The following is a 16,494-nucleotide window of genomic DNA, read 5'->3' as shown; positions in this document are numbered from 1 at the left end:
TCACCGTCCGGTGTAGACGGGGTCGCGTCGCTCGAGGAACGCGTTCACCGCCTCTTTGGAGTCCGCGTGGCCGGACAGCTCGCGGGTGAGGCTCTGCTCGAACTCGTAGCCCGGCTTGAGCTCCATGTACTCGATGCCGTTGAGGCTGCGCTTGGCCAGCTCGAGGGTGACCGGGCTGTGCCGGGCGATCGACCTCGCCAGGTCCTGGGCCGCCTCCAGCAGCCGCTCCGGCGCGACGATCTCCACGATCCCGCCGTAGGGCAGCAGTCTCTCCGCCGGGTAGAGGTCGCCGGTGTAGTGCATCAGCCGGACCATGCCCTGGGGCACCAGCCGCGACAGGTGCTTGGCGCCCCCGAGCACGCCGACGTTGACCTCGGGCGTCGCGAACCGCGCGCCCTCGGCCGCGACGACCAGGTCGCAGGAGGCCGCGATCGCGAGACCGGATCCCACCGCGACCCCGTGCACGGCGGCGATCACCGGGTACGGCGAGTCGTAGATCGCCCAGAACGTCTCGCGGGCCAGCTGCAGCCGTTCCGGCGCGTTCTCCGGGTCCATGGTCTGGAACTCGGCGAGGTCGTTGCCCGCGCAGAAGTGCCTGCCCCTACCTGCGAGCACGACGGCCCGGGCCCGTGGCAGGTACTCGGTGAGGTTGCCGAAGAACTCGCGGATCTCGCTGTAGAGCTGATGGTCGGTCGCGTTGACCGGCGGTCGATCGAGCCACACCGTGGCGATCGGGCCGTCTTCCTGCCAGTCGAGCAACGTCAGGTCTCGCATCGGGCTCGTGGTCTCCTTCTCGGTCCGGTCAGCGGTGGTAGGCGGCGGCGAACGCCTCGAGCTCGCGCGGGATGTCGCGGCCGGCGGGCTGGAAGTGGAGGAACGAGCACCCGCCCTCCTCGAGCGCGGCGAACCGGTCCTGCCACTCCTTCGGGGTCAGCGCGGCGCCCGCGGACGCCATGACCTCGCCGGTGATGAAGGGCCGGTCGATCTCGTTCACCCCGACCACGTGGCGGTCGTGCATCGCGATGTGGCGGACGTTCGCCGGGATGTGGTCGTACGCGGCGGCCCAGACCCGGCCGCCGTCGCCGAGCAGCTCGTCGATCACGTCGTGCTCGACCGCCCAGTGCAGGAACAGCCCTGCCGCGTGCCCGGCCGCGTCGATCGCCCGCTCGGAGCCGGGGTCCTCACCCTCGTGCAGCACCGTGCCGATCACCATCATCATCTGCCGGTCGAAACCGGGTTCCGGAGCGGTGATGCGCAGGAGTTCGGCGCCGAGGTTCCGCGCGACCGTGGTCCCCTTGGGGCCCTCGCCGGCGACCCCCCAGGCCACGGTGACCGGCAGGGTCGGGCCGAACCGCTCGTCGGGGTGGATCAGCTGCATGACCGCGCCCTCCCACTCGACCTGCTCGCCGCGCAGCAGCGCCTGCACGATCCGCGCGTAGTGCTCGACGCTGGCCCAGGGCACCGGCGGCCTGCCCATGGCCAGCCGCCCGGTGAACCCGCTGCCGATGCCGACCATCACGCGCTCCTGGCCCGCGCCGTGCACCAGCGTCGTGATCGCGGACGCCGTGACCATCGGATGCCGCAGGCTCGGGATCAGCACTCCCGGCCCGAGCACGATCCGCTCGGTCAGGTCGGCGGCGCGGTTGAGCACCATCCAGACATCGGGGTAGAGCGCGGGCGAGTCGTAGCACAGGGCCCGCTCGTAGCCGAGTTCCTCGGCGATGCGGATGTGCTCCGGAGTCTCCAGCGACGTGGCGAACGAGCATCCCAGCTTCATTGTCAGGGCCTCTCCGGGTCGTGGTGGACACACGCTCTCGGCCGCAGCGGTGCCAGGCGCATCAAGCTAGGACCGGCTCGTCATTTTTGTCAATCACCAATAACTTCTGAGGCGAGACCGGCTGTCCCGTGCTGCGAGTCGCGAGTCCGACGACGGCGCGCCGCGACCAGGCGCGAAGGGCAAATGTGCAGCGTTAGGGCTGTACGACCCGCGCCTACGTGGTCGTCGGAGAGGCGCTCTCGCCGCCGTCGCCTCGTGTATGGGACATTAATGTCTATGATGGCTAACTAAGCGAGATGCCTACGACGCGGAGGTCGACATGCTGGTGCACTGCCTCACCCTCAGGTTCACGAGCACGGCGACCGATGCGGAGATCGAGGCGTTCCGCAGTGCTCTCGCGGCGCTGCCGGACGAGCTGGACTTCCCCGTCCACATCCGCCAGGGCCGCGACCTGGGTGAGCGCCCGACGAACGCCGACTACGGGGTCGTCGCGGAGTTCGGGAGCGCGGAGGACTTCCGCACCTACCTGGCCCACCCCGCGCATCTCGCCCTGCCGCGGAGTCACGTCGAGTCCACGCAGAGCGTTCAGTTCGAGCTCGACGGTTCCTCTTCCGCTCCGTCGTGTGGTGCCCGAATCGGCGTGCCGCCAGGCCGCTGACAGTCTCGACCTCAACCGGTGTGCTCGATGTCCTGCGGCTACCACCGCATCGCCGTGCAGACCCGACACCGCGGCGCATGCTCACCAGCGGCTCCTGGACGAGGCCGGGTCGTCACGACGGAGCGGCGCAACCAGGACGCCGTCTCGGTGGAGGCGGAAGATCGGCCGGCAGTCAGCGGGTAGCGGGACGCGTCCGCGGCGGGACGCGTGGGAGCCCGGACGTCACCGCCGGGGCCGGCGCGCAGCCACCCTCGTCCCGGACCTGCACGTGTGCATCGTCTGGGTCGACCAAGTCGTGGCCGGCGTCCCGGAGGCGGTCGCGGTCCTGGATCCGGCACGCCCGCAGACCTGGATCAGCGGTCCCGGTGCCACCAGCGACATCGAGCTGGACCGCGTCGAGGGCGTCCACGGCCCGCGCACTCTCCACGTCCTGCTGGTCGGCCCGGCCTGATCACCGGGATCGTGCGGGAACCTGCACCGGTGCAGGTTCCCGCACGAACGTGGCGATCACGGGTCAGCCTGCGGACCTGACCCCGCGGACCAGGCCGGAGACCAGGGCCGTGGCGAGGCCCTTCACCGCGAGCGACTCGCCGAACGGGAGTCGCTTGTCGGCGTCGACGGTGTAGGTGATCTCGGTACCGGTTCCGCTGGGACGCAACGTGACCTCGCCGCGGTAGTTCTTCAGCGGCACTCCGGCGAGCGCCCGGTAGCCGAGGCGCGACCCCGGCTCGAAGGCGACGATCTCCTCCACGATCGGCCCGGGGGAGCCGATGCCGACCTTGCGGACGGCGCCGACGCCGTTGGGCTCCGCGGTGCCCGGCCGGGTCACCTCGACCTTGAGTCCGGGTGCCCAGGACGACATGCCCTCGTGGTCGGCGAGCACCGCCCAGACGTGGTCGACGGGGGAGTCGACGGTGCGGACGGACGTTGCGCGCATCAGGTGTCGGCCTTTCGGTACTGCCCGTCGGGGCGGCCGGGCTGTCGGGGGTCGAGCCGGCTGTCGCGGACCGGGCCGGTCCGGATCGCCGTCTGTTGATCATAGTGGGAACAGGTGACGAGGGACGAGGGTGACCGACGTTCGGCACCGACATAGCCATGTGCGTTGGTATGTTGCTGTGGTGATGCGACCCGAGGACGCCTGCGACCTGCTCTGCCTGGATCTGCCGCATGCCGAGCGGATCCGGGCGGGTCTGCCCGAGGTGCGGGCGGTCGAGCCGGTCGCGGCCGCCGCGCAGGCGCTGGGTGATCCGACCCGGCTGACGATCGCGGCGGCGCTGCTGGCCGGCGGCGAGCTGTGCGTGTGCGACGTGGCGTGGGTGGTCGGGCAGGCGCAGAACCTCGCCTCACACCACCTGCGCCGGTTGCGCGCCGCCGGGCTGGTGGAGTCGCGCCGGCAGGGCCGGTTGGTGATGTACGCGCTGACCGACCGGGGGCGCACGCTCGTACCCGCGGTGCTCGGCCCCGAGCTGGTCGCGGCCGGAGCGGGCATTGACGTCGGCGGGCGGCCGGAGCATGGCTGAGGCGTGCTGCGGAGCCGAGCCGGCGGCGGACGGGGGTGCCGGTGTCGCCGACGACCACGGTGACGGGAGGCTGTGGCAGGTCCGTGAGCTGCAGATGGCCGCGGTCGCCGCCGTCGCGCTCGCCGCGGGGTGGCTGCTCGACCGGGCCGGTGTCGCGGCACCGGTCGTGGTCGGTGTCGAGCTGCTGGCCGCCGTGGTCGGCGCGTCGACGTTCGTCCCCGGTGCGGTGCGCGGCCTGCGCCACGGCCGGGTCGGTGTCGGCACGCTGATGACGATCGCCGCGATCGGTGCGGTCGCGCTCGGACAGGTCGCCGAGGCGGCCCTGCTCGGCATCCTGTTCTCGATCGCCGAGGGGCTCGAGCACCACGCGGTGACACGGACCCGGCGCAGCCTGCGGGCGCTGCTCGGGCTCGTCCCGGCGACGGCGTCGGTCCTGCGCGACGGCCGGGAGCTGCAGGTCCCGCCGGACGACCTGGTCGTGGGCGACACGATGGTGCTGCGCCCCGGCGAGCGGGCGGCCACCGACGGTGCCGTGCGCGCCGGGCGGACCAGCCTGGACCTGTCGGCGATCACCGGGGAGTCGGTGCCGGTCGAGGCCGGGCCCGGCGACACCGTGCACGCCGGCGCGATCAACGGCGGCGGGGCGATCGAGCTCCGGGTCACCGCGCCCGCCTCGGACAGCTCGCTGGCCCGGATCGTGCACATCGTCGAGGAGGCCCGGGAACGCAGGGGCGCCGGGCAGCGCCTGGCCGACCGGATCGCCCGGCCCCTGGTCCCCTCGATCCTGGTCCTGGCCGTGCTGGTCGCCGGGCTCGGTGGGCTCCTCGGCGATCCGCTGCTGTGGCTCGAACGCGCGCTGGTGGTGCTCGTCGCGGCGTCGCCGTGCGCGCTCGCGATCTCGGTACCGCTGTCGGTGGTCGCCGCGATCGGGGCGTCGAGTCGCCACGGCGCCCTGGTCAAGGGCGGTGCCGCCCTCGAGGAGCTCGGCCGCGTCCGGGTGGTCGCGGTGGACAAGACCGGCACGCTGACCCGCAACACGCCCCGGGTGGTGGACGTCGTCGGGCTCGCCGCGGTGGGCCGGGACGAGGTGCTCGCCGCCGCCGCGTCACTGGAGGCGCGCAGCGAGCACCCGCTGGCGGGCGCCGTCCTGAGCGCCGCCGAGGACGGGAACGTGACCTACCGTGCCGCCCGCGAGGTGACCGCGGTACCCGGTCACGGCCTGCACGGCGTCGTGGACGGCGCCGCGGTGCGCCTGGGCAGGCCCGGCTGGGTCGACGCCGGGCCCCTGGCCGACGATGTCGAGCGGCTGCAGGGCGACGGGGCGACCGTCGTCCTCCTCGAACGCGCAGGCGCGCTGCTGGGCGCGATCGCCGTCCGCGACGAGCTCCGGCCCGAGGCGGCCGAGGCCGTCACCCGCCTCGGTGACCTGGGCATCGAGGTGGCGATGCTGACCGGCGACAACCGCCGTACCGCGGAGGCTCTCGCGGCCCGGGCCGGGATCGGCACCGTGCACGCCGAGCTCCTGCCCGAGGACAAGGCGGCACTGCTGGCGCGGATCGCCCGCGGCCGGCGGATCGCGATGGTCGGCGACGGCGTCAACGACGCTCCCGCCCTGGCCACCGCCGATGTCGGGATCGCGATGGGGGCCATGGGCACCGACGTCGCGATCGAGACCGCCGACGTCGCGCTGATGGGTCAGGACCTGCGCCACCTGCCCCAGCTCCTCGCCCACGCCCGCCGCTCCCGGGCGATCATGCTGCAGAACATCGGGCTCTCGCTGGTGATCATCGGGGTGCTCATCCCGCTGGCCGCACTCGGTGTCCTCGGGCTCGCGACGGTCGTCGTCGTCCACGAGCTGGCCGAGGTGCTCGTCATCGGCAACGCCGTCCGCGCCGCCCGTACCCGGGCGCTACCCGGCCTCGGCACCGGATCCGGTGATCAGCCGGTGGGCTCATCCGTCGTCGGTGGACGGCCCGTCGGGTCCCGGTGAGCTCCGCCCGGGCGGACCCCTTGACGGCGACTATCGACCTCGCATACGTTTTCCATATCGAAAGTTGATGCAGATGGGAGACACACATGTCGGACACGCCCGAGCTCGACCAGGTCGTCGACGCACGACGCAAGCTCTCCGCCTACGCCGGGTTCCCGCGCACCTACTGGGTGCTCTACGGCGTCGCGCTGGTGCTGATGGCGGGGCTCCCGATCTGGTCGTCGTTCCTGCCCGGCCAGGCATTCAACCTGCAGTGGGTGCTGCTGGCGATCTGCCTGGCGGCGGCGGCCTATTCGGTGCTCCAGCGCCGGCGCTCCGGCGTTCACCTTCCGCGCCAGATCAGCGCCTATCCCAGCGCACAGCGACCGCGGTACACGGTCCTTGCGGTCACCCTCGCCAGCGTGTTCATCATCTACGCGCTGGTCGGGAACGGTCACCGCACGGTGGCCCTGATCGTCCTGATCCCCGTGGCCGCGGTCATTTTCGCCGGGCAGCTCTGGACCCGGGCGAGGATGCGTGACGACATCGCCGCCGGTCGAGTCGCACTGTGACGGCACCTGACGCCCCTGGCGCCGATACGGCCTCCGACGACGCCGTCATCGATCGACACCCGATCTTCGAGACCGGGCCGCGGCTGGCGCTGTGCGCGTTGCTGCAGGGAGCCGACTGGGTCGAGTTCGGCACGGTCCGCGACCTCATCGGTGCGAGCGACTCCGCGGTCTCCAAGCACAGCCGGACCCTCGAGGACGCCGGCTACCTGGAGATCCGCAAGGGGTCGGTCGGCAGGCGCCCGCGAACCTGGCTGCGGCTCTCCCCGCCCGGGCGCACCGCGCTGCGCGGGCACCTCGCCTGGCTGACCGGGCTGCGCAACGCGGTCGACGGCTCGCAGTAGGCCGGCGGTGCGCCGTCCGGGTCCGTGATCGGCAGTGCCGGACCCGGAGGATAATCATGGTGGTGACGGCCGGGGGATCTGCGCACGAGCAGCGGGCGGGCAACGCGCCGGAGGAGATCGGCGAGCAGGCGGGACGGGCCGTGCAGGACGCGGCGGAGCGGGCGCTGTCCGGAGGCGGGGACGCCCCCGGCCGTGCGGTCGAGCTGCTCGGCCGGTTCGGGCTGGTCGCCTACGGCGCGGTGCACCTGCTCGTCGCCGGGCTGGGCGTCCGCCTGGCGTTCGGGGCCCGGGGCGCCGAGGTCGACCAGCGGGGCGCCATCGCGGCGGTGGCCTCGGTCGGGCCGGTCGGGACGGCGGTGCTCGTGACGTTCGTGGCCGGGCTGGGCGCGTTCGCGGTGTGGCAGGTCAGTGCCGCCGTGGCCGGGTTCCGGTGGGTCTCCGGCGCGGAGCGGCGGCGCAAGCGGGTCGGGGCCGCAGCCAAGGCGGTGGCCGTCGTCGCCGTCGCGGTGGTCGCCGCCCGGTTCGTCGTGGAGAGCCCCGGTGGGCCCGGTCGGACCGGACCCGCGTGGCTGGTGGGGTCGCTGCTCGAGATCCCCGGCGGACGCTGGCTGGTCGCCGCGGTGGCCGTCTTCGTCCTGGTCGTGGCCGCGACGATGGTCTACACCGGCGTGGCGCGCACGTTCCTGGGCGATCTCGTGGACGACGTCCCCCCGCGCGTGCTGCGGGCGGCGGCGGTACTGGGCGCCACCGGCAACCTCGCGCGTGCGGTGGCCTTCGGCGCGGTCGGGGTGCTGTTCGCCGACGCGGCACTGCATGCCGACCCGGACCGGGTCGGCGGGCTGAACGAGGCCCTGCGGGGGCTGGAGGGGCAGTGGCAGGGGGTGGCGCCGCTGCTGGTCCTCTCGGCCGGGCTGGCCGCGTTCGGCGGGTACTGCCTGATCGACTGCCGCTACCGGCGGGCCTGAGCTCTCTCCCCGCTCTCACGTTATAGCGCGGGGTGGGTCTTGCGGCAAGGCCCGGGGCGTGCCGCATGATCTCTCCTCCGGCGCCGGGACCTGCGAAGACAGGGCCTGCGAGGACGGGACCGTCGGCAACGGCGGGAACACGGCGTCGGGAACGGGGGAACCAGTGGTGGATGTCGACAGCGGTGCGGCGACGGCCGTCTCGTCCGACCGGCTCGTGCTCGACCTCGAACAGGTCGATCGGAGCCGGGTCGCCGAGGTCGGTGGCAAGGCTGCGCACCTGGGGGAGCTCGCGCGGGTCGCCGGCGTCGAGGTGCCGACGGGCTTCTGCGTGACGACCGGCGCGTTCGCCCGGGTGACGGCGCAGGTGCCCTCGTTCGAGGACCGCCTCGACCGGCTCTCCGCCCTGGACCCCGACGACCGGGACACGATCGCCGCGCTCAGCGCCGAGATCCGCGGCGCCGTCGCCGGGCACCCCGTCCCCGACGACGTGGCGGCGGCCGTCACCGGCTCGCTCACCCGGGCGGGCCGCGACGCCGCGTACGCCGTGCGGTCCAGCGCGACGGCCGAGGACCTGCCGACGGCCTCGTTCGCGGGCCAGCAGGACACCTACCTCAACGTCGTGGGTCCCGAGGCGGTCCTCGACCGCGTCCGGTCGTGCTGGGCCTCGCTGTTCACCGAACGGGCGGTGGCCTACCGCCTGCGCCGGGGCATCGACCACCGCACGGCCCGGATGGCCGTGCTCGTGCAGCAGATGGTGGCGCCGGACTCCTCGGGCGTCCTGTTCACCGCCGACCCCGTGACGTCGAACCGGACGGTCACGAGCGTGGAGGCCGTCCTCGGGCTCGGTGAGGCGCTGGTCTCCGGCGTGGTGAACGCGGACGGCTACACCGTGCGCGACGGCGAGGTCGTCGACCGGGTGGTCGCGGTCAAGGAGCGGGCCGTGGTCGCCGCACCGGGCGGCGGGACACGGCAGCAGACCGTCGAGTCCGATCAGCAGCGCCGTCCGGCGCTGACCGACGCGCAGGTGCTGGAGCTCGCGGTCCTGGGCCGGCGGATCGAGGCGCACCTCGGCCGCCCCCAGGACATCGAGTGGTGCCTGGCCGAGGGCGGTTTCCGGATCGTCCAGAGCCGGCCGATCACCACCCTGTTCCCCGTCCCGCCCGCCGAGGACGGGCGCGGCCACGTCTACGTCTCGGTCGGGCACCAGCAGATGATGACCGACGCGATGACGCCGCTGGGCCTGTCCGTGTGGCAGATGTCCACGCCCCGGCCCATGTCCGAGGCCGGCGGACGGCTGTTCGTCGACGTCACGCCGATCCTGACCGCGCCCGCCGCACGCGAAGGGTTCCTGAACGTCGCGGGGCGGTCGGACCCGTTGCTCCGGGACGCGCTGCAGACCGTCCTCGACCGCGGCGACATCGTCCCGGCCCCGGGCGAGGAGGCCGGGCCCGGCGGGCCGCCCGCGGGCGACCCGCCGGCCATGATCGACGCCGACCCGGACCTGGTCGAGGAGCTCATCGACCGCAGCCGGGCCTCGCTCGCCGCGCTCGCCCGCGACATCGCGACACAGCACGGGACGGAACTGCTCGACTTCATCCTGGAGGACTTCGGGGAGCTTCGGCGGCTGCTGTTCGACCCGCGCGGGGCGCAGGTGTTCACGACCGCGATGGACGCGGCGTGGTGGCTGGGCGAGCACCTGCACGCCTGGCTCGGGGAGGAGAACGCGGCCGACACGCTCACGCAGTCCGTCCCGAACAACGTCACCTCGGAGATGGGGCTCGCGCTGCTGGACGTGGCCGACGCGATCCGCCCGCACCCGCAGGTGGTGGCGTTCCTGCGCGCCGCCGGGGACGGCGACGACGTGCTGGACGGCCTGGCCGGCGTCGAGGGCGGAGGGGAGGCGCGCGACGCGCTGCACGCCTACCTCGAGCGCTACGGCATGCGCTGCGTCGGTGAGATCGACATCGGAAGGCCGCGCTGGAGCGAGCGCCCCGCCGCACTGGTCCCGGTGATCCTGGGCAACGTCGAGAACTTCGAGGCCGGCGCCGGCAGGCGGCGTTTCGACCAGGGGCGCCACGAGGCGTGGGCGAAGGAGCAGGAACTGCTGCGGCGCGTGCGCGCCCTGCCCGACGGGGAGGCGAAGGCCGTCGAGACCAAGGTGATGATCGACCGTCTGCGGACCTTCATCGGGTACCGCGAGTACCCCAAGTTCGGCATGGTCAGCCGCTACCTCGTCTACAAGAGGGCCCTGCTGCGCGAGGCCGAACGGCTCGTGACCGACGGCGTGCTCCGCGACCGCGACGACATCTTCCTCCTCCGGTTCGCCGAGCTGCACGACGTGGTCCGCACCGGGCGGGCCGACGACCGGCTGATCCGCGAACGCAGGGAGGCCCTCGACGGGTACCGGACGCTGACGCCTCCCCGCGTGCTCACCTCGGACGGCGAGGCCCTCTCCGGGGCCTACCGGCGCGACGACCTACCGGCCGACGCGCTGGTCGGGCTGGCGGTGTCGACCGGGACGGTGGAGGGGCGCGCCCGCGTCGTCGCGGACCTGGCCGAGGCCGATCTCGAACCGGGCGACATCCTCGTCACGGCCTTCACCGACCCCAGCTGGTCACCGGTGTTCGTCACGGTCGAGGCCCTGGTGACGGAGGTGGGCGGCCTGATGACCCACGGCGCCGTGATCGCCCGGGAGTACGGGCTGCCGGCCGTCGTGGGGGTGGCCGGCGCCACCCGGCTGATCCGGGACGGTCAACGGATCCGGGTGAACGGCACGAGCGGATACGTCGAGATCCTCCGGTAGGCGTCCCGGGCCGGGCTCACCGCACGGGCGCCCCCGGGCCGAGCGGGATCCCCAGCGCCCACCAGGCCATGAACAGCAGCGTCCAGACGACCGTCATCGCCACCGCCAGCGGCAGCGTGTAGGACGCCAGGGTCCCGATGCCGGCATCGCGCCGGTAGCGCTGCAGGAAGCCCAGCGCCATCACGAAGTACGGGCTCATCGGCGTGATCGCGGTGGACCCGGAGTCGGCGATCCGGAACAGCGCCTGGGTGGTCTCCGCCGGCACGTCGACGAGCAGCAGCATCGGCACCAGGACCGGCGCCGCGATCGCCCACATCGCCGTGCCGCTGGTGACCATCACGTTCACCACGGTGAGCACGACCAGCACCATCAGGAACACCACGGGGATCGGGATGCCGGTGGTGCGCAGCCCGTCCGCGGCGACGACCGCGAGCACGTCGCCCACGCGCGTCCACTCGAAGTAGGCCAGGAACTGGGCGATGGCGAAGAACAGCGCCAGTACCGGCGCGATCTGCTTGAGCCCCTCCACCATCAGCTTCGGCACGTCGGCCGCGGAGGTGATCGTCCCGGCCCGGGTGCCGTACACGATCCCGAGCAGCCCGAACCCGAGCGCGATCACCGCGCCGATGCCCTCGATCAGCGGCGACTCGACGATCCCGCCGCCGTCACCGCGCAGCGGTGACCCGGCCGGCAGCACCGCCACGACGAGCAGCGCCACGAGACCCAGCAGCACCCACCCGGACCGGCGCAGCGCCGAGCGCTCGGCCGGCTCCAGGTGCAGCCGCCCCAGGTCGTCGTCGCGGGCGTCCGCGTCGGCGTCGAGGTCGGGCCGCTTGCTCAGCACCAGCCGGGTCACCAGGGTGATCACCAGCGCCAGCACGACCGACGAGACGATGTTGAAGAACCAGTTGCTCAACGGCGTGACGACCGCGGCCGGGTCGACGATCCGCGCCGCCGCGGTGGTGATCCCGGCGAAGATCGCGTCGTTCGGCGTCGGCACCGGGCTGGCGTCGTAGCCGGACGCGATCGAGGTGTAGGCGACGACGATGCCGAGGATCGGTGAGCGCCCGACCGCCCGGAACGCCAGCCCGCCCAGCGGCACCAGGATGACGTAGGCCGCCGCGGACGCGACGTGCGAGACCGTCCCGGCGAAGGCGACCGAGAACACCACCAGCGACGCCGGGACCCGGGCCACTCCGACCCGCATCACCGCGGCCAGCAGCCCGCTGCGCTCGGCGACGGCCACCCCCATGATCACCGTGACGATCGTGGCCATCGGCGGGAACTCGGCGAAGTTGTCGATCATCGACGACAGTGCCATCGCGACGCCGTCGCCGGAGAGCAGGTTGCGCACCACGGCCGGCTCGCCGCTCGGCGTGACGACCGCGACACCGGCCACTGCGAGCCCGGCGCTGATCACCGCGAGGATCCCGGACAGTACCCAGAACAGCCAGAACGGGTGCGGCAGGGCGTTGCCCACCCGCTCGACGACCGCCATCGCGCGGACGATCCGCGGCAGCTCCGGCTGCGTGCCCCCGGGCCCGTCGGTGCGGGTCCCCCCGCCCGCCCGGCTCACGACCGCTCCAGCGTGTGGGCGCTCAGGAACGCCCAGATCAGCTCGGACGCCCGGATCGTCTGCGTGGTCGCCCCACCGCCGCTGTAGGCGGTGGCTCCCGGCCAGGTGTGCCCGCCACCGTCGACCGCGACGTGCTCGACGTCGGCCCCGGAGGCGCAACCGGACCACTCGGAGACGGTGATGTCCGGCTCGGTCCGCCGGGTCGCAGGCTCCGGGTCGCAGCCGTCGCGGCCCGCCCAGCCGGCGACCCACTCCGGGATCGGGGGCAGCTCGCGGTCGGGGTCACCGGCGTAGGGGATCGTGGCGTCGCCGGTGCCGTGCAACGACAGCACGGGGACCGGTCGACCGGGCTCGCACGGCGGTTCCCCGGTCCGGTAGTACGCACCGGCCACCGGGGCGACCGCGGCGATCCGGTCGGAGGACCGGCAGGCCAGCACGTCTGTGAACCCGCCGCCGTTGGACTTGCCGGTGGCGTAGACCCGGTCGCCGTCCACGCACAGGCCGGCCTCCAGCTGGTCGAGCAGATCGCCGGTGAAGGCGACGTCGTCCACCCCCGGCGCGGAGTAGGGGGCGCCCTGCCAGGACCGCTTGTCCTCGCCCCCGGGCACGCCGTCCGGGTAGGCCACGATCGCCGGCAGCTCGGACAACCCGGAGAACCCCTCGATCTCCGGACCCGAGCTGCCGCGACCGTGGAACACCAGCAGCACCGGCCACGGCCGGTCCGCGGTGTAGCCCGCCGGCAGGTGCACCCGCACGGTGCGGTCCAGACCGCCGCTGGACACCGTGCGGGTCTCGCCGCCGGCCGGTGGCTGCGGCGCAGGTGCGTCACAGCCGGCGGAGCGACCGCCCTGCGGGGACGTGCCCGCGGCGGCGGCTCCGGCGCCGGCGGTCGCGCCCGCCGCGACCACGGCCATGCAGGCCGCGATCCCGAACAAGCGCCGGGTCCTTCTCGTCGTTCCGAACATGCTGTGTCCCCTTCGGACGGCGTCGTCGACGGCCGGTGGGCCTCGGCCCGGGTGCGGGCAGGCCCGAGCGACGGCGGAACCGGACGGCTCCGCCGTGGTGCGGGAGTGCAGGTGTGCGGTCGGTGTGTCCCGGTCGGTGGGCGGGCGCTCAGGCCTTGAGCCAGGCCCCGATGAAGTCGGTGATGCGCGTGACGATCGCCTCGACGATCGCCTCGCCGTGTTCCGGATCGGCCCGGCGGGGGTCCCCGAGGACCCCGTTGCCGGAGAGCTGGTCGTAGCGGACGGTGAGCTTCGGCCCGCCGGTCCGGCGCGCGACGGCGCCGAGCGGGTCGAGCTCGGACAGACGCGTGGTGCCGGGAGCGAGCCGGTCGGTGCGGACCAGCTCCGGGGCCAGCGCCAGCATCTGGGCGGTCTCGGCCTCGCCGCTGTGCCCGGTCACCTCGGACGGCGCGGCCGCGGCCACCACGTCGGAGGCCAGCGGGGTGAGCGGGCTCCAGGCGAACTGCAGGTCCGGCCGGGTGTCGAGCAGGTCCTGCGCGACCGTGCCGAGCGTGGCGTCGTTGCCGCCGTGCCCGGTGACGACGAGGATCTTGCGCCAGCCGTGCCGGTACAGGCCGCCGACGTAGTCCCGCACGACCGCGGCGAACGTCGCGGTGGAGAGGCTGACCGTGCCGGCGAACTCCATGTGGTGCGGCGACACCCCGACCGGCACCGACGGCCCGATCACCACCTGTCCGGCCATCCGGGCGGCCACGCGCTCGGCGACCCCTTCGGCGCGGATGAGGTCGGTGGCCAGCGGGAGACCGGGGCCGTGCTGCTCGAACGCGCCCGCCGGGACCAGCACGACCGGGCTTGCGAGCACCGCCGACGCGGCCTCGACCGTGGTCATCTCGGCCAGCTTCACCGTGCTCACGACCGCACCGCCGACCGGATCGACTCCAGGTGCTGCGCGGTGAGCCGCTCGGCCCGGTCGGGGTCGCCGTCCCGGACCGCCGCGAGCAGTTGCACGTGCTCGTCGTGGTCGCGCTCGCGGTCGTCGTAGAGGTGCCGGATCTCGATCTGCTCGCGCGCCCGGACGTGCAGCAACGCCTCGATCGTCTCCTGCAGCAGCGCGTTGCCGCTGGCCGCGGCGAGCGCGACGTGGAAGTGCACCGCAGGCCGGATGTCCCCCCGGGGCGGGTGCAGCGCGTTGGTCACGCTCTCCTCGAGCATCCGGAGCCCCGCGGGGTCCCGGGTACGGGCCGCCGCGGCCGCGATCGGGGGTTCCACCACGAGTCGCGCCTCGACCAGCTCGAGCACCCCCTCGGGGGTGTTCGTGGGCCGGTGCGGGTTGGCCAGCAGCCGCCGGTCCACCCCGGACCCGACGTAGGTGCCCGACCCGTGCCGGAACTCCACCGCGCCGGTGGCCTCGAGCCGCCGCAACGCCTCACGCACGGTCGGGGTGGTGACCTCGAACCGTCGCGCGAGGTCCCGCGAGGACGCCAGCTTCTCGCCCGGGCCCAGCCCCTCGGACCGGATGATCGCCATGATGTCGTCGGCCAGCCGCTCCGACAACGTCTCCGCGGAACTCATAAAGTGACTAAATCACTTAGTCTGCGATCGGTCAAGCCGCCGGCGTCAGCGCGGGAGCGCGACCGAGGACGGGGTCGCCGCCCCGGAGAGCACCTCGATCCGGGCGCCGTCCGCGTCGGGCAGCACGCCGGACTCGCGCGGGTCGTATCCGGTCACCGTGACCTGGATGCGGTGTCCCGCCCGGACGAGGTACGACGTCGGGAGCATCGCGAAGTGCAGCCGCGCGGCCTGTCCGGGCGCCACGGGCGCGGCGTCCTCGGCGTAGGAGCGGTGCCACGGCACGCCCGCGGGCAGCGCGTACGGCGCGCGGTGCTCGGCGCGCAGCGACACCTGCTGGCGACCCTCGGTGATCACGGTCGTGCGCCCGTCCGGGGCGACGTCCTCGAGGTAGGCGAACACGTGGGCGTCCGACCGGTCGGTGCGTACCGTCAGGTCCGCGACGGGGGTCCCGGTGAGCTCGGTGTCCCGCTCGACCGGCGCGCCGGCCCAGCTCGTGCCGCTGCCCGGGATGTGGCAGGGCTGGATCGTGGCGCCGGTGCCGGGACTGCTGGGGCAGCGGGCGGAGGTGTCGACGGTGAACCCGCGCGTGCCCGTGGCCGCGGAGCCGAGCACGCCGTCGCCCCCGAGGGGCGTGGGCGCCGTGGTGACGCCGGCGGGCGGCCAGGTCTCGGCGGCCTTCCACTCCAGCCCGGTCGCGTCGGCGGCGTCGGAGTCCGGGGTGGCGTAACGGATCCGCGGCTCGGCGTCGATGCCGGTGTCGATGCCCTTGAGGTGCGCGTCGAAGAACCGGTGCGCCTCCTCGACCAGGCCGAAACCGGCGTTCTCGCAGTGCTTCCACGGCCCGATCAGCAGCCGGGAGCCCGGCACGTTGAGCAGCGCGGCGATGCCCTGTCCGCGCAGCTCGTCGCGCCAACCGCCGATCACGTACACCGGGACGTCGGAGGCCCGGATCTGGTCGGCGTAGGAGCCGACGCTGCCCTCGGACCAGAACCGGGACGCCACCAGCGGCGAGAAGCTGTCCCGGTGGGGCATGCCGCGCCACATGTCGGCCAGCGGGGTGGCCTTCTGGTGCTCGACGGCGGCCCGTCGCAGCAGGGTCTTGTCCTCGTCGCCGTCCACGGGCTTGTTCGCGACGTCCTGGGCCACCGTGCGGGACGGGCCGAAGCCCCACTGCGCGGAGATCCCGCCGACCCGCCACGCGTCGTACTTGTCCCAGGAGAAGCACCCGGCCAGGACCGCCTTGAGGTGCGGCGGCCGGACGGTCAGCGCGTGCATCGCGGCGTCGCCGGTGTTCGAGCAGCCGTAGACGCCGACGTTGCCGTCCGACCAGGGCTGGGCGGCCAGCCACTCGGTGACCTCGTAGGCGTCGCCGGCCTCGAGCCGGTCGTTGTAGCCGCGGCGGACGCCGAAGGACTGGCCGTTGCCGCGCCGAGCGACCTGCGCGACGACGTAGCCGTCGTCGGTGAGGGCCGGAATGGTCTGGATGCCGCCGCTCTGCGGCCCGGCCCCGTCCTCGGGCTTGCGGTCGATCGACAGGCTGTGCTGCCACAGGACCGGGAACCGGCCCGGGGCGGCGCGTCCGTCGACGGCGGGCCGGTCGAGCGACACCGCGAGCCGGGTCCCGTCGCGCATCGGCAGGTAGAACGACTCGGTGACGCGCCCGGTGAACTGCGGCGCGGGCCGGTAGGAGCCGAACGAGGACGCGGCCACGTGGTCCTCCTGCTGGCGGGGGACCGCCAGCAGGGCGACGAGCACCGCGGCGACGACGCCGACGGC

General features: G+C 73.6%; 15 protein-coding genes and 1 pseudogene. 8 read left to right on the top strand and 8 right to left on the bottom strand.

Features of this window, described 5'->3' with window-relative positions:
- Both I4I78_RS09505 and I4I78_RS09500 read right to left on the bottom strand, forming a co-directional pair.
- A complete protein-coding gene (locus I4I78_RS09505; RefSeq protein ID WP_218610876.1) occupies positions 1-774 on the bottom strand; it encodes an enoyl-CoA hydratase-related protein in 774 nt (257 codons plus the stop codon).
- Between the two features lie 28 nt (positions 775-802).
- Positions 803-1,777 carry an LLM class flavin-dependent oxidoreductase gene (locus I4I78_RS09500; RefSeq protein ID WP_218610875.1) on the bottom strand — a complete coding sequence of 325 codons (975 nt, stop codon included), beginning with the start codon at positions 1,775-1,777 and terminating at the stop codon, positions 803-805.
- A 319-nt stretch (positions 1,778-2,096) separates the two neighbouring features.
- Between I4I78_RS09500 and I4I78_RS09495 the strand changes: the two genes are divergently transcribed.
- Both I4I78_RS09495 and I4I78_RS09490 read left to right on the top strand, forming a co-directional pair.
- A complete protein-coding gene (locus I4I78_RS09495; RefSeq protein ID WP_218610874.1) occupies positions 2,097-2,435 on the top strand; it encodes a Dabb family protein in 339 nt (112 codons plus the stop codon).
- Positions 2,436-2,664: 229 nt separating this feature from the next.
- Positions 2,665-2,886: pseudogene (locus I4I78_RS09490) on the top strand (LUD domain-containing protein); the annotation flags it as partial.
- A gap of 63 nt (positions 2,887-2,949) precedes the next feature.
- Here the strand turns inward: I4I78_RS09490 and I4I78_RS09485 are convergent.
- Positions 2,950-3,372, bottom strand: a complete 423-nt coding sequence (locus I4I78_RS09485) for an SRPBCC family protein (protein ID WP_218610873.1) — start codon at positions 3,370-3,372, stop codon at positions 2,950-2,952.
- Between the two features lie 184 nt (positions 3,373-3,556).
- On the opposite strand from I4I78_RS09485, the gene I4I78_RS09480 reads away from it, so the two are divergent.
- The 6 genes from I4I78_RS09480 to rph all read left to right on the top strand — a co-directional run bounded on the left by I4I78_RS09480 (position 3,557) and on the right by rph (position 10,605).
- Positions 3,557-3,955 carry a helix-turn-helix transcriptional regulator gene (locus I4I78_RS09480; RefSeq protein ID WP_218610889.1) on the top strand — a complete coding sequence of 133 codons (399 nt, stop codon included), beginning with the start codon at positions 3,557-3,559 and terminating at the stop codon, positions 3,953-3,955.
- Positions 3,948-5,945, top strand: coding sequence for a cation-translocating P-type ATPase (locus I4I78_RS09475; protein ID WP_218610872.1), 1,998 nt, complete (start codon positions 3,948-3,950; stop codon positions 5,943-5,945). Before I4I78_RS09480 ends, I4I78_RS09475 begins: the two co-directional genes overlap by 8 nt.
- An 86-nt stretch (positions 5,946-6,031) precedes the next feature.
- Positions 6,032-6,496, top strand: coding sequence for a hypothetical protein (locus I4I78_RS09470; protein ID WP_218610871.1), 465 nt, complete (start codon positions 6,032-6,034; stop codon positions 6,494-6,496).
- Positions 6,493-6,837 (top strand): transcriptional regulator, encoded by a 345-nt coding sequence (locus tag I4I78_RS09465; protein WP_218610870.1) that lies wholly within the window; start codon positions 6,493-6,495, stop codon positions 6,835-6,837. Before I4I78_RS09470 ends, I4I78_RS09465 begins: the two co-directional genes overlap by 4 nt.
- A 56-nt stretch (positions 6,838-6,893) precedes the next feature.
- Positions 6,894-7,802: a DUF1206 domain-containing protein gene (locus tag I4I78_RS09460; protein WP_218610869.1), complete on the top strand. Its 909-nt coding sequence runs from the start codon at positions 6,894-6,896 to the stop codon at positions 7,800-7,802.
- 166 nt (positions 7,803-7,968) lie between these two features.
- On the top strand, positions 7,969-10,605 hold the full coding sequence (rph, locus tag I4I78_RS09455; protein ID WP_308251991.1) for a rifamycin-inactivating phosphotransferase: 2,637 nt from the start codon (positions 7,969-7,971) through the stop codon (positions 10,603-10,605).
- Between the two features lie 16 nt (positions 10,606-10,621).
- Here the strand turns inward: rph and I4I78_RS09450 are convergent, their stop codons facing one another.
- The 5 genes from I4I78_RS09450 to I4I78_RS09430 form a co-directional block, all read right to left on the bottom strand.
- Positions 10,622-12,103: an AbgT family transporter gene (locus tag I4I78_RS09450; RefSeq protein ID WP_218610887.1), complete on the bottom strand. Its 1,482-nt coding sequence runs from the start codon at positions 12,101-12,103 to the stop codon at positions 10,622-10,624.
- Positions 12,104-12,177: 74 nt separating this feature from the next.
- Positions 12,178-13,116, bottom strand: a complete 939-nt coding sequence (locus I4I78_RS09445; protein WP_226379395.1) for a PHB depolymerase family esterase — start codon at positions 13,114-13,116, stop codon at positions 12,178-12,180.
- Between the two features lie 178 nt (positions 13,117-13,294).
- Positions 13,295-14,059, bottom strand: a complete 765-nt coding sequence (locus I4I78_RS09440; protein ID WP_218610868.1) for a creatininase family protein — start codon at positions 14,057-14,059, stop codon at positions 13,295-13,297.
- Entirely contained in the window at positions 14,056-14,718 is a 663-nt protein-coding gene (locus tag I4I78_RS09435) for a FadR/GntR family transcriptional regulator (RefSeq protein ID WP_218610867.1), read from the bottom strand. The genes I4I78_RS09440 and I4I78_RS09435 overlap by 4 nt, the downstream gene beginning before the upstream one ends.
- Positions 14,719-14,763: 45 nt before the next feature.
- A partial coding sequence (locus I4I78_RS09430) for a CocE/NonD family hydrolase (protein WP_218610866.1) occupies positions 14,764-16,494 on the bottom strand: 1,731 nt, incomplete at its 5' end.

Source organism: Pseudonocardia sp. KRD291, from assembly GCF_019263595.1.
Lineage (GTDB): Bacteria > Actinomycetota > Actinomycetes > Mycobacteriales > Pseudonocardiaceae > Pseudonocardia.
Note: the sequence above shows the minus strand (reverse complement) of the source record. Positions and strands in the feature narration are given on the sequence as shown.